The sequence below is a fragment of the Nocardia sp. NPDC052566 genome (genome assembly GCF_044547285.1).
Classification (GTDB): Bacteria; Actinomycetota; Actinomycetes; order Mycobacteriales; family Mycobacteriaceae; genus Nocardia.
Genome location: NZ_JBIUAF010000008.1, coordinates 1 through 13,699 on the forward strand (window position 1 = coordinate 1; position 13,699 = coordinate 13,699).

Here is a 13,699-nt window from a genome sequence, read left to right on the forward strand (position 1 = left end):
CCCCACCCACCCCCCCCGGGGGCCGACAACCCGTCGTCTTAATTTTTTGAAAACCCCCCCCCCCAATAGGCGGGGGCAGGCTTAAAACGCCCCCCGGGGGGGGGGGGCCCCCCCCCCGCCCCGCTTCTGTCTGTGTCCGCTCGGGTTGTCCCCTCCGAACGGATCAGCCGAGGCTGAAGGGCTGACCCCACAGCGTCACGATGGAGACCACGTTGTCGGTCTCGACCTTGACCCGGACGAACGAGCGCGCCTGCGCGTAACCGGCGCAGCCGTTCACGGCGATGGTCGCGTCGTTGTAGGTGACGGCACCGTGCGTGCCCTTGAACTTGGTGCGCTTCTTGTGCGCCTCGTTGCCGAAGTCATCGGCCTCTTCGACGTCGAGCAGCTGCAGCACCTTCGCCTGGCCGGGGCCGAGGGTCAGGGCGCCACCGGCCTTGGCGGAGAAGTCAGGCTTCTTGCCCTCCCAGTCCGTCTTGCCGCCGCCGGCACCGCTGACGTTGCCGCCGACGATGTTGACCTGGCAGCCGACCACGTAACCCGGGAAGATCTGGCCGCCCTTGGCAGCCTTGCCCTCCAGGTCGACAACGGCGCGGCCGCTGGCCCACACGTTGCGCGAGAGCGGGGTGCCGTTCATCGACGGGTTGATGTTCGCCGACTCGTTTTCCATCTTGACGTGCACGATGGTGCCGTCGTCGAGCGTCTCGGTGATCTCGCCGCCCGGCAGCGGGATGAAGGTGTCGGCGTTGGCGGCACCGGTGGAAAGCAGGCCCACAGCGACGGTGGCGGCGGCTCCTACACCGGCCATCCGCGCCACGATCTTACGGTTGATCATATTTCCTTTGCCCCTCAGGGAATGAGTTCGCTTGTGCGAGAAAAGATTTGAGGAATCTTGCCGACATCAGCCGACGCTGAACGGCATCCCGTAGAGGATGGTCTTCGAGTACTCGTCACCGATGATCTCGACGACGGTGTAGGAGCGCGCCTGGGCGTAGCCCGCGCAGCCCTGGATCTCGATCTCGGTGTCCTTGTACTGGACCGAGTAGGTGCCGGGCTTCAGGATGTCCTTGCCGTCGATGGCGACGAACTTGATCTCACCGGGGCCGAGCTTCACACCGAGCGAGCCGTTGAGGCCGGGGCCGACGTTACCGATGCTGACGTCGCCGCCGAGCGCGAACGCGTCGCTCGCGATGCTGACCTGGCAGCCGATGATGTAGCCGGTGCTCAGGCGGGAGGCGCCGTGCGTCGAGGAGTTGTTGGTACCCGGGATGTTCTGGGCGCCGTTGTTCGGGCCGACCTTGCCCTCGGGGGTGGCGGTGACTTCGGCCTTCGCCTTACCCGAAACCCACACGACACGACCCGCGCCGTTGGCCGCGAGGGACGGCGAGACCGTTGCGCTTTCCTGGGTGCGGTTGATCGTGACGCCCGGGCCGATCTGCTGGCCATCAGGCAGCGGCACAAAGACATCCGCGTTCGCGGCGCCGGTCGAGAACAGGCCCATGGCCACGGCGGCAACCGCGGTACCGATGGACGCGGCCCGGGCACCATGACGCAGACCGTTGGTGCGGTTCTTGCTCATACTTCCCCTCATCAGGTTCTAGCGTTCGGCCTCGTCACGAGACCTGTTATGTCCGTTTCCGGCGTGCAGAGCATAACGGAACGCCATGCCTGCCAACGGAATTGCTGGCCGTCCGATCAGTGAATGATCATGGACAAAAGCGCAACCGGCAAGTTACCGCTAGGTATCCAGCTAGCGGCTATCTCGTGGGACGCTCCGGGCGCGCGCACATATCTGATCGTGAATCTGCTTGTGCGACAAGTGGGCGGGCGAACTGTTCATATTGTTCATGCCGAACGGTCTTCGAACACAAAGGAAACGGGCCCGTCGTGTTGTCGACGAGCCCGAATCCTTTGTTGCGAGAAGTTAACTGATGGAGGGTCTATCGAGCAGGAGCTCGAATCAGCCGAGGCTGAAGGGCTGACCCCACAGCGTCACCCAGGTGATGACGTTGTCGGTCTCGACCTCGACGCTGACGAACGAGCGCGCCTGCGCGTAGCCGGCGCAGCCGCTCAGGCCGATGGTTTCATCGGACCAGGTGGCAGAGCCGCTGTTGCCCTTGAAAGGCCAACTCCGCTTGTGGGTTTCGTTACCGAAGTCGTCCGCCTTCTCGCGGTCGATCACGTTGAACCTGGTCGCCTGGCCCGGGCCGAGAGTCAGGGCCGCGCCGCTGCTCGCGCTCGCCTCGACCTTCTTGCCATCCCAGGTTCCGCCGACGCTGCCATCGCCGGTGACGCCGCCGCCAGAGATGTTCACCTGGCAGCCGACAACATAGCCCGGGATGATGGCGCCGCCGACGGTGGAGTTGTTACCGGACAGTTCGACCTGGGCACTCGCGGAGACCCACGCGTTGCGGTGCACCGGAGTGGCGCCCATGGACGGGCTGATGTTGGCGGACTCACCGACCAGCTTGATGGTCACCACGGTGCCGTCGGACAGCGTCTTGGTGAGCTCGCCGCCCGGCAGCGGGACAAAGGTGTCGGCGTTCGCCGCACCTGTGGAGAACAAGCCGAGTGCCATTGTGGCGGCGGCGCCGACACCGGCCACCCGCGCCACATTCTTACGGTTGATCATTGTTCCTTTACCCCTCGAGGGTTGAATTCGCTTCAGCGAGAAAGATTTCCGATGGTTCGACAAGTCGTCAGCCGATGCTGAACGGCATCCCGTACAGGGTGGTCTTCGAGTAGTGGTCGCCGATGATCTCGACGACGGTGTAGGAACGCGCCTGCGCGTAACCCGCGCAACCCTGGATCTGGATCTCCGCGTCCTGGTACTCGACCGAGTACACACCCGGCTTGGTGATGTCCTTCGAGTCGATTCCTACGAACTTGACCTCGCCGGGACCAAGCGACACGCCGATCGAGCCGCCGACGGCGCCGCTGCTCAGATTGACGCTGCCGGAAACACCGGCCGAGATCGCATGATCGGAAATCGCCACCTGGCAGCCCACGACGTACCCGGTGTTGATCTGGGACGTGCCATGTGTCGAGGAGTTATTGGTACCCGGGAAATTGGTGGCGCCGTTGTTCGGGCCCACCTTCCCCTCCGGGGTAACCGAGACATCGGCGATGGCGTTGCCGGAAACCCAGACAACGCGACCAGCGCCGTTGGCGGCCAACGACGGCGAAATCACCGCGTGTTCGCCGTTGCGCGTAATGGTGACACCCGGGCCGACCTTCTGTCCGTCCGGCAACGGTACAAAGACATCGGCGTTCGCGGCACCGGTCGAGAACAGGCCCATAGCCACAGCAGCGGCGGCGCCTATACCCGCGAAACGGGTGCCGCGACGCAGACCGGCGGTGCGGTTGTTGCTCATACTTCCCCTCATCAGGTTCTAGCGGTCGACCCCGGGGTTTTACCGAGGCCGAAAGATGTCCCTTTCAGGTCAGCCGAACTCGTGGAATGTCTTGTCCACCATGGGATCTGCCGACCGTCTCGTCCCATCTCGTCGATGAACGATCTTGGGGCAGGGCCCATGGTATTGCTTTCTCACGAATCTCTCAGGCATTTGGACCAAGTTGCGTACAACTGACCAACTCAGCGTTAACATCCTGAATCGTGTTGAGCGGCAAAGGGTCCCAAAATGGGACGAGCCCGTTGCGAATGCAACGGGCTCGTTCGATTTGCCGCGGGATCACTACCCGCCGTTTGTCAGCCGATGCTGAAAGGCTGACCCCACAAAGTCACCCAGGTGATGACGTTATCGGTCTCCACCTCGACGCTCACGAAAGAGCGCGCCTGGGCGTAGCCAGCGCAGCCGCTCAGGCCGATGGTCTCGTCGGACCAGGTGACCGAACCGCTGTTGCCCTTGAACTTGTTGCGCTTCTTGTGCACTTCGTTGCCGAAGTCGTCCGCCTGCTCGAGATCGAGCACGTAGAAGGACCGCGCCTGGCCGGGGCCGAGGTTCAGGTTGGCGCCGCTGCCCGCGCTGGCGGTCGGCTTGGTCTGGTCACCGCTCCAGTCCAGGCCGACGCTGCCGTCGTGGCTGGTGCCGCCGCCGGCGATGTTCACCTGGCAGCCGACGGTGTAACCCGGGAAGATCGCACCGCCGGTGGCGGTGCTGTTACCCGAGATTTCGACCTGCGCGCTACCCGTGACCCACGCGTTGCGGTGCACCGGGGTGGCGCCCATGGACGGGCTGATGTTGGCGGACTCACCGACCAGCTTGATGGTCACCACGGTGCCGTCGGACAGCGTCTTGGTGAGCTCGCCGCCCGGCAGCGGAACGAAGGTGTCGGCGTTGGCCGCGCCGGTGGACAGCAGGCCCATGGCCACGGTGGCGGCGGCGCCGACACCGGCCAGCCGTGCCACGTTCTTACGGTTGATCATGTTCGCATTCCCTCGAGGGTTGTATTCGCTTCAGCGAGAAGAGTGTTCGTTTCCATTGGCGGCGTGCACGAGCCCGGAAATGGCCTGGCGGCACCGCGGCGACTCCGAAAGACGTCAGCCGATGCTGAACGGCGCCCCGTACAGGGTGGTCTTCGAGTAGTGGTCACCGATGATCTCGACCACGGTGTAGGAACGCGCCTGGGCATAGCCCGCGCAACCCTGGATCTGGATCTCGGCGTCCTGGTACTCGACCGAGTACACACCGGGCTTGGTGATGTCCTTCGAATCGATCTGGACGAACTTGACCTCACCGGGGCCGAGCTGCAGGCCGATCGAACCGCCGACCGAACCGCCGTCGAGGTTGACACTGCCCGAAACGCCGGCCGAGATGGCGTTATCGGCGATGGCAACCTGGCAGCCGACGATGTAGCCGGTGTTGATCTGGGATGCGCCGTGGGTCGAGGAGTTGTTGGTACCCGGGGCGCCGGTCGCGCCGTTGTTCGGGCCGACAGTGCCCTCCGGGGTAACAGCGACATCAGCGATCGCGTTGCCGGAGACCCAGACAACGCGGCCCGCACCATTGGCGGCCAGCGACGGCGAAATCACGGCATGCTCGCCGGTACGGGTGACGGTCACGTTCGGGCCGACCTTCTGGCCGTCCGGCAGCGGCACGAAGACATCGGCATTCGCAGCGCCGGTCGACATCAGGCCCAAGGCCACGGCAGCGGCGGCGCCAACGCCCGCGACGCGGGCACCGCGACGCAGACCGCTGGTACGGTTCTCGCTCATACTTCCCCTCATCAGGTTCAAACAGTCAACCTCGACCATCGAGGCTGGAATGGTCCTCTCAGGCCCAGCTCAGTTTGTCGCCTCCATGTTGCCGATTTGTAACCGGCTGTTATTTCGGCGCAACGACAGAGCTGGCGAAGGAACCGAGCCGGGTTCCGCCGGGACTGCCGCTGACGTGGCATCCCCGGGCCTTCAGGGTCCAGTTGTGGGTTGGCTCGTGAGCGAACATTAAACCGTTGGTAACTTTCCCGCAACGGTGGACTCGATAAACGCTGCCATGTGATCCGGCTCACAGCTCGTCGCATAAAGGTATCGCGCGACGTGCATAAATACCCCGGACATGGCGCGCTCGACGGCCGCACGGAAGGGCCGGAGTCGCGGAAGCGCCAGGTGTGCAAGTACGAGCCGACACCGTAAAAGTATCGCTAAGAATTAACGGCCAGGGCAGACAATCACGGCCAGATCACGGGAAAGTGAATGCAGATTTACGCAGCGGCGCCGTAGGTCGGCCTCAGCCGTGATGGGGCGGCACCTGGTCCCGCAACCACTCGTCGGAGCTCGATCCGCGCCCGGTGTCGTGGTCGCGTTCATCGCTGGTGGTGTCGGGCAGCGCGTCGCCGAAGATCCGGGCCAGACGCGCCGAATCCCTCGCCCGGCGATCGGCCGGACGAGGGTCTTCGGTGGAATCGGTGGCGGAAATTATTCGGCCAATCCGGAGAGTTCGCCGATGACGCGGCTGGCCAGCGGCCCGAGGGTCGCCATGCCGTCGCGCACCGCGGACCTGGTGCCGGGCAGATTCACCACGAGGGTGCTACCCGAGATGCCCGCCAGGCCGCGCGAAAGACCGGCGTCGAGCGAACCGGCGACGCGGCCCGAGGAGCGCAGCGCCTCGCTGATACCGGGCAGTTCACGGTCGAGCACCTGGCTGGTCGCCTCGGGGGTGACGTCACGCGGCGACATGCCGGTGCCGCCCACCGAGATCACCAGGTCGACGCCGCCGATCACGGCGGTGTTGAGCGCGTTGCGGATCTCCACCTCATCGGCCTGCACCGACACCGAAGCGTCGACAAGGAAACCCGCCTCGGTGAGCAGCTCGGTGACGAGCGGCCCTAGCGAGTCCACACCTCCATGTGCCGTTCGATCGTCGACGACCACCACCAGAGCACGCCCCGCCACAGGAGCATCGATTTCCATGCTGCTCACCGTAGCGCTTGCGTTCAGAACCTCGGCGGTCGCGCTCAACAGCTCACGGTCCTCCGCGAGCAGGTCCGGATCGAGGCCGAGTTCCACCGCGCCGAGCCTGGGGGTCCAACCACCGGGAAGTACGCGCATCATCGGCCACCGTCCGCCGGGGCACCGGCGAGGGTCACCTCGACGGTCTTGGGATTGTTGCCTTGTTCATCGGTATAGGTGATCTTCACCTTGTCTCCCGGTTGGTGCGAGCGGATCGCGGCGACGAGCGCGTCGCCGGAGTCGATGGCGCGGTCGTTCACCTTGGTGACGATCGCGTTCGCGGGGATGCCCGCCTTCGCGGCCGGGCCGTCGGGTGTCGACTCGATCACCCGTGCGCCGTTGACGGTGTCCTGGCGCTGGATCTTGATGCCGATCTGGGCGTAGGTCGCGTGGCCGGTCTTGATCAGCTCGTCGGCGACGCGGCGGGCCTGATCGACCGGAATCGCGAAGCCGAGGCCGATCGAACCGCTTTGCGCCCCTGCCATTTCGGCGGTGCCGAGGGTGGCGATCGCGGTGTTGATGCCGATCAGCTTGCCGCTGGCGTCGACGAGGGCGCCGCCGGAGTTGCCGGGGTTGATCGCCGCATCGGTCTGGATGGCGTCGATGACGGTGTTCGGCACGTTCGGGTTCTGGCCGCCCTCACCGCTGGTGGAGACCGGGCGGTTCAACGCGGAGACGATGCCGGTGGTGACGGTGCCCGCCAGGCCGAGCGGCGCGCCGATGGCCACCACCGGCTGACCGATCTGCAGATTCTGCGACGAGCCCAGTTCGATCGGGGTCAGCCCGCTCTTGCCGGTCACCTTGATGACGGCGAGGTCGGAGACGGGGTCCGTGCCGACCAGGCTGGCCGACGCCGAGCTGCCGTCGTTGAACATGACCTCCATCTTGGCGTTCGGACCACCGCCGGAGGCGACGTGATTATTGGTCAGGATCAGGCCGTCGGAGGACAGGATCACCCCGGAGCCCTCACCCTGGGCGCGATTGCTCGCCACCTTGATCGTCACCACGCTCGGCAGTACCTTCTGCGCGACCGCCTGGGTGGAGCCTGCCGGTGCGTTGGCGGCGTTGTTGACGTTGGGCTTCGGCGCGTCGAGCGCGTTGGTCACCACCGAATGACCGGTGTCGTTGCGGGTGGCCAGCGAGCCGACCGCACCGCCGACGCCACCGCTGACCAGTGCGAGCACCACGGCGCCCGCGACGAGCCCGGCACGGACCGGTTTGCGCTGCGGCTGCGGCGGCTGCGCGCCGAAGGCGGCGCCGGGCACCGGGCCGGGCGGGGGCGGATCGAATGTGGAGGCCGCGTAGTCCGGGCCGGGAAACGACTGAGTCGCCTGCGGCGGGGCGTTGAATTGCGACTGCCCGCCATAGGTCCCGAAGGGCTGAGTCGGGTTGTGCGGCGGCGGGTAGTGCCCCATCGGCTGCTGCCCCATCGGGTGCTGCTGCGCCTCGTAGGCTCCCAGCGGCGGCTCGTAGCCGGGCTGGGGTGCCGGGATCTGCTCGGTCGGCTGGTGATCCGGTACGGCATTCGCCGTCGCCGGCTCGTCCCGCCGGTCCTTCGAATCCTCGGTCATGGACTCCTCGTTTCTCCTTGCGTTGCCACCTAGCTTGGTGACACCGACTGAGAGCGGACTGAGACCCTGCTTTCAGTTCTCCGAGATCTGTGCGGACTGACCACCCTCCCCAGGCAACACGATACGGATCAAAGCGCCGTAGCGCGTGGAAGTGTCGATGCTGATGGTGCCGCCGTGTTTGGTCACCACCTGTTTGACGATGGCCAGCCCGAGGCCGGAGCCCGGCATCGAGCGCGAGGCGGTGGTCCGGTAGAACCGCTCGAACACCAGCTCGCGCTCGTTGGGCGGGATGCCTGGTCCGGCGTCGTCGACGGCGAGCTCGAGCAGCCCGCGCCCGGTTTCGCGCATAGTGACCTTTACCTGCGCGCCCGCCGGGCTCCATTTCGCCGCGTTGTCGAGCACATTGAGAATGGCGCGCTCCAGCCCGGCCTCGTGGCCGTAGACGAACCACGGCCGCAGCTCGGCCACGAATTCGATCGATCCGCGCCTGCGCCTTGCCCGTTCGAGCGCCCGCTCGGTGACCTCACCGAGATCGACGCGCTCGTAGACGGTTTCGGGCGCGTCCTCGCGCGCCAGGTCGACCAGGTCGCCGACCAGCGTGGACAGCTCCTCGATCTGGGCCATCACATCCGAGCGCAGCTCGGCCATGTCCTCGTCCGGAATGCGTGGCGCACCAGGGCGACTGGAGGCCATCAGCAGTTCGGTATTGGTGCGCAGCGAGGTGAGCGGCGTGCGCAGCTCGTGCCCGGCGTCGGCGACCAATCTGCGCTGCCGGTCCCGCGATTCGGCGAGCGCGCGCAGCATGGTGTTGAAACTCTCGGTGAGCCTGGCCAGTTCGTCGTCGCCGGTGACCGGGATCGGGGTCAGGTCATCCGTGCGGGCGACCCGCTCGGTGGCCGCGGTGAGCCGGGCGATGGGCCGCAGGCCGGTGCGGCCGACCGCGGTGCCCGCGCCCGCGGCGAGCACGACACCGCAGCCGCCGACCACGAACAGCAGCCAGGCCAGCCGGTCGAGCACCTCCCTGGTCGGCTGCAGCCGCTGCGAAATCACCAGCGTCGATCCGGAATTCGTGCGCCTGGCGAGCACCCGCTGATTGCTGACGGTGCGCAGCGAGGAGGACAGCTCCCCGCGCGCGACCGCGAGTTCCTGGACGCCGACCGGCGGATTCGTCTGCTGCGGCGGCAGATACGAGCGCAGGTCGGGAAAGATCAGCGCGACGCCGATGTCGTTGGAGTACAGGCTCGCCACCAGAATCGACTGGAAGCCGAGGCTTTCGATGTTGTGGTCGATCATGGTGGCCGCGCGGGCCTCCAGCTGCTTGTCCACGTCGTCGTTGAGTGAGCGCGCCACCAGCGCGTAGGCCGCGATGGAGGTGACGGCGACGGCGATGGCCACCACGGATGCGGCGAGCAGCGTCACCCGCCAGCGCAGCGAGACCGAGCGGGTCAGCGGCATCGGCGGGCGCATATCCGCCGGATCGAGCGGACGATGCTGATCGAGCGCGGCGACGACGGGTCGCCGGGGAACGGTACGTGCCATGCCGGGCGGCCTACGGAGGCGTTTCGCGCAGCACGTAACCGACGCCACGCACGGTATGAATGAGGCGCGGCTCACCCTCGGCCTCGGTCTTGCGGCGCAGATATCCGATGTACACCTCGAGTGCGTTGCCCGAGGTCGGGAAGTCGTAACCCCAGACCTCCTCGAGTATCCGGCTGCGGGTCAGCACCCGGCGCGGATTGGCCATCAGCATCTCGAGCAACGAGAACTCGGTACGGGTCAGGCTGATCGAACGCTCGCCGCGAGATACCTCACGCGTCACCGGATCCAGCGACAAGTCGGCGAACTGCATCGCCTCCGATGTTTCACCGGGATCGACGGCGGTGCGCCGCAACAGCGCCCGCAAACGCGCCAGCAATTCCTCCAACGCGAAAGGCTTCGGCAAATAATCGTCGGCGCCCGCATCGAGTCCGGCAACCCGCTCCGACACCGAATCCCGTGCGGTCAAAACGAGAATCGGCAGATCGTCACCCGTGCTGCGCAGGCGACGGCACACCTCGAGGCCGTCGAGCCGAGGCATCATCACATCGAGCACGAGCGCGTCGGGACGCTGCGCGGTTGCCTTCTCCAGCGCGTCGACGCCGTCGACGGCGAGGTCGACGGAGTAGCCGTTGAAGGTCAGTGACCTGCGCAGCGATTCACGGACGGCGCGATCGTCGTCGACTACCAGAATGCGCATGCCACCAGTTTGACGGGCTCGACTGAGAGCCGACTGAGAGGGCGCCTCCGACACGCCGCACAGTGCCACGCCGAGGCAGGGCCGGGAACGCCGCACCGAGTAGGACGCGTGACCAGCAACTTTCCCACGCTGTTGCGTAACCCGCTACATTGGCTCTGCAATCAGGTACGAAACATGTTCTGTCTAGCCATATTCGAGCAATTGCGGACCGACTGCTCCAGATTGCCGACGAACACTCCGCACGGTATGTTCCCTGCGGTAAAAAGAAGACCTCAAGTTGGTTCTGCGGGTTGAATCAAATCACGAAACAGCCACGCGGCTCGGGGTCACTCGTGAAGCGGAGGCGACGGAAGCGGATGGAAGCTGCACCGCGGTCCTGGCAATTCAGCCTGTCCAACTGGTCTGTCACCCGCAAGGTGGGCATCGTCCTCGTGCTGCCGGTGTTGCTGGCCACCGTCTTCGCGGTGCTGCGGATCAACAACGAGCTGCGCACGATGTCTCAGCTCGACGCGGCCACCGAACAAGCCATCATCATCCGGCCCATCGTCAAATTGGGTACGGCCACCGAACAACTCGCGGTCAGCGTAACCGCCGGTTATGGCAACATGGCCGACCCGCAGACCGCCGCCGCGCTCGCCACCTTCTCGACGGCGCTCGACGATCTGCAGGCCGCGATGCGCACCACCAAGGTGAGCAGCAAGGTGACCACCGAGCTCGCCTCGGCCGTCGCCACCGGAAGCACGCTGCGCAACAGCCTGCGCACCGGCTCGCCCGCGCTGATGGGCGAACAGCTCGGCGCGCAGGCCGACGAGATCGCGGTGCGCATCGGTAACGCGCTCGCGCTGTCGCCCTCGGTCGAGGACCTCATCGTCCAGCGCTACTTCCTGCAGCTCGGCGCGATCCAGACCGCGCGCCGCACGCTCACCCAGCAGCGCATGCTGATCAGTTCGCCTGAGGCGGGCAAGAATCCGGCCGTGCGCCCGCGCGTACTCATCGCGGCGGGCGCCGAGATGACCATGGTCGGCACCTACGCGATGATCCTGCCGGAAAACGCGGGCAATATGCCCGCGCTGATGGAGGCCGTGCAGACCCGCCTCGGCGCCTTCTCCCAGAACGCGGGCGATCCGACCACCAACCAGATGGTGGTCGATTCGCTGCAGGTGAGCGCCGACACCTACGACAAGACCACGAACGGCCTGACCGACACCATTGATCGGGCGCTGGCCAACCGCACCACCGAGGCGCAGAACAGCGCACTGCGCGAGACCACGATCGTGATCGGCATGCTGCTCGCCGGCCTCGCGCTGGCGCTGTCGGTCGCGCGCACCCTGGTCGTCCCGGTCCGCCGCCTGCGCCGCGACGCGCTCGAGGTCGCGCACGTGAAGCTGCCCGACGAGCTCGCGGTCGTGCGTGCGGGCGGCGCGACCCCGGAGATCCACCCGGTCGGCGTGCACAGTACCGACGAGATCGGACAGCTGGCCCGAGCCGTCGACGAAATGCACGAGCAGGCGCTGAATCTCGCGGCCGAACAGGCTCGCCTGCGCGTGCAGATCGGCAACATGTTCGAGACCCTCTCGCGCCGCAGCCAATCGCTCGTCGAACAGCAGCTCGCCCTGATCGAGGATCTGGAACACGACGAGGACAACACCGAACGGCTGCAGAGCCTGTTCCGCCTCGACCACCTCGCCACCCGCATGCGCCGCAACGGCGACAACCTGCTTGTGCTCGCCGGTACCGCGCTGCGCCGCGGCCAGCTGCATCCGGTACCGCTCGCGGACATGCTGTGGAGCGCGGTCTCCCAGGTCGAGGACTACCAGCGGGTCGAGATCGGCGCGGTGCCCGACGGCATCGTCGCCGGTGAGCCCGCGGTCGATATCGAGCACCTGCTCGCCGAGCTGATCGATAACGCGCTGCGCTACTCGCCGCCGACCACGCCGGTCGCGGTGATGGTGGCCCGCGCGGTGGACGGCGGCTATCTGGTCGAGATCACCGACCGCGGCCTCGGCATGTCGCTCGAGGATCTGCAGACCACCAACGACCGCCTCGCCTCCGGTGGTGAGGTGACCGTCGAAACCGCGCGCCGGATGGGTCTTTTCGTCGTCGGCAGGCTCGCCAAGCGGCACACCATCACGGTCAGCCTGCGCCGCACCTCCACCATGGCGCAGCAGCCGGGCATCACCGCGAGCGTGCACCTGCCCGGTGCGCTGGTCTCGCCGCAGCTCGACGCCACCGATCCGAACGGCAGGCCGCTCGAACTGTCCCCCGAACCGGTGCTGCCCGCCCTGCCCGCCGCGCCGTCGGCGCCGCAGCCGCGCACGCTGGTGCCGGTGCCGAGCCTGCCGCAGCGCGAGACCGCCACCCGATTCGGCGTGACGAGCACCGGGCTGCCGCAGCGCAGGCCAGCGATCCGGGTCGCCGAGGACACCGAGCAGCCCGCGGTCTCGGTGCCGAGCGGCGTCGCGGAGGCGCAGTTCCGGCCGAACGGGCCGTTCGGCCCGCCGACGCCGATCGGTGGGGAAATCGCCGGGCCGAATACGGTGATCGACGCCGAGCCGGACCCGTCGGCTGGTCCGAATACGGATATGTGGACCGAGGTGGACAAGCTGGTGACCACCACGCCCACCCGCCGCGAGGAGCAGGCGCCGCCGACCACCGGTCGCTCCGGGCTGCCGATCCGCAAGCCCGCGGCGCAGGCCGAGGACGCCGCCCAGGTCACTTCGACCCGGCTGCAGCCGGTCGCAGGCGCCTCGCCGACCCCGATCTATCAGCGCATGGTGTCGGAGTGGCTGGTCGAACCGGCTACCTCGCAGGCGCCCGCCGACGCATGGACTTCGCCCGCCGATGCGGGCTGGATGGCCGCCGAAGACGCCAGCCATCCGACTCCCAGTGCCCGGACTGTCGGCGGACTTCCCATCCGCAGGCCGGGTGCGCAATTGGTGCCGGGTGGCCTCGCGCCGGCCGAAGAGGCCGGAACGCGGGATCCGGAGGAGATCCGGAACAACCTCACCAGGCATCTCAGTGGGGTCCGCAGCGGGCGGGCCGACGCGCAGTACAACGACGGAGGGCTTGCATGACCACCCCGAACAGCACCACGGACGAGAACCTCAACTGGCTGGTCGCCCGCTTCACCCGCGACGTGCCCGGTGTCTCCCACGCCGTCCTCGTGTCGGCCGACGGCCTGCTGCAGGCCACCAGCCCGCACCTGCCCGCCGATCGCGCCGAGCAGCTCGCCGCGGTGACCGCCGGTCTGGCCAGCCTGTCGGCGGGTGCCGCGCAACTATTCGACGGCGGCAAGGTGATGCAGTCGATCGTGGAGATGCAGCGCGGCTACCTGCTGGTGATGAGCGTCGGCAACGGCTCCCACATCGCCGTGCTCGCCAACAAGTCGCACGATATCGGCCGCATCGGCTACGAGATGGCCCTGCTCGCCGATCGAGTGGGCAGCGTAGTCACCGCTACCGCTCGCACAGCCGTCTGAGCAGAGAG

General features: G+C 66.9%; 12 protein-coding genes. 2 read left to right on the forward strand and 10 right to left on the reverse strand.

The window, feature by feature from the left end:
- Nucleotides 1–163: 163 nt before the first annotated feature.
- From ACIG5A_RS38450 to ACIG5A_RS38495, 10 genes are all read right to left on the reverse strand, one after another.
- A complete protein-coding gene (locus ACIG5A_RS38450) occupies nucleotides 164–832 on the reverse strand; it encodes an MspA family porin (RefSeq protein WP_397249509.1) in 669 nt (222 codons plus the stop codon).
- Between the two features lie 66 nt (nucleotides 833–898).
- A complete protein-coding gene (locus ACIG5A_RS38455; protein WP_397249511.1) occupies nucleotides 899–1,576 on the reverse strand; it encodes an MspA family porin in 678 nt (225 codons plus the stop codon).
- A gap of 381 nt (nucleotides 1,577–1,957) precedes the next feature.
- Entirely contained in the window at nucleotides 1,958–2,629 is a 672-nt protein-coding gene (locus tag ACIG5A_RS38460) for an MspA family porin (protein WP_397249513.1), read from the reverse strand.
- A 67-nt stretch (nucleotides 2,630–2,696) separates the two neighbouring features.
- Entirely contained in the window at nucleotides 2,697–3,371 is a 675-nt protein-coding gene (locus ACIG5A_RS38465; RefSeq protein WP_397249515.1) for an MspA family porin, read from the reverse strand.
- A gap of 335 nt (nucleotides 3,372–3,706) precedes the next feature.
- Entirely contained in the window at nucleotides 3,707–4,384 is a 678-nt protein-coding gene (locus tag ACIG5A_RS38470; RefSeq protein ID WP_397249517.1) for an MspA family porin, read from the reverse strand.
- Nucleotides 4,385–4,498: 114 nt separating this feature from the next.
- On the reverse strand, nucleotides 4,499–5,173 hold the full coding sequence (locus ACIG5A_RS38475) for an MspA family porin (protein ID WP_397249519.1): 675 nt from the start codon (nucleotides 5,171–5,173) through the stop codon (nucleotides 4,499–4,501).
- A 699-nt stretch (nucleotides 5,174–5,872) separates the two neighbouring features.
- A complete protein-coding gene (locus tag ACIG5A_RS38480; protein WP_397250297.1) occupies nucleotides 5,873–6,367 on the reverse strand; it encodes a molybdenum cofactor biosynthesis protein B in 495 nt (164 codons plus the stop codon).
- Between the two features lie 137 nt (nucleotides 6,368–6,504).
- A complete protein-coding gene (locus ACIG5A_RS38485; RefSeq protein ID WP_397249522.1) occupies nucleotides 6,505–7,977 on the reverse strand; it encodes a trypsin-like peptidase domain-containing protein in 1,473 nt (490 codons plus the stop codon).
- A 72-nt stretch (nucleotides 7,978–8,049) separates the two neighbouring features.
- A complete protein-coding gene (locus ACIG5A_RS38490) occupies nucleotides 8,050–9,444 on the reverse strand; it encodes an ATP-binding protein (protein WP_397250299.1) in 1,395 nt (464 codons plus the stop codon).
- A gap of 82 nt (nucleotides 9,445–9,526) precedes the next feature.
- Complete coding sequence (locus ACIG5A_RS38495) at nucleotides 9,527–10,213, reverse strand: response regulator transcription factor (protein WP_397249524.1); 687 nt, start codon at nucleotides 10,211–10,213, stop codon at nucleotides 9,527–9,529.
- Between the two features lie 356 nt (nucleotides 10,214–10,569).
- On the opposite strand from ACIG5A_RS38495, the gene ACIG5A_RS38500 reads away from it, so the two are divergent.
- Together ACIG5A_RS38500 and ACIG5A_RS38505 are read left to right on the forward strand one after the other, a co-directional pair.
- Nucleotides 10,570–13,287: an ATP-binding protein gene (locus ACIG5A_RS38500; RefSeq protein ID WP_397249526.1), complete on the forward strand. Its 2,718-nt coding sequence runs from the start codon at nucleotides 10,570–10,572 to the stop codon at nucleotides 13,285–13,287.
- Nucleotides 13,284–13,691 (forward strand): roadblock/LC7 domain-containing protein, encoded by a 408-nt coding sequence (locus ACIG5A_RS38505; protein ID WP_397249528.1) that lies wholly within the window; start codon nucleotides 13,284–13,286, stop codon nucleotides 13,689–13,691. The genes ACIG5A_RS38500 and ACIG5A_RS38505 overlap by 4 nt, the downstream gene beginning before the upstream one ends.
- Nucleotides 13,692–13,699: the final 8 nt, after the last annotated feature.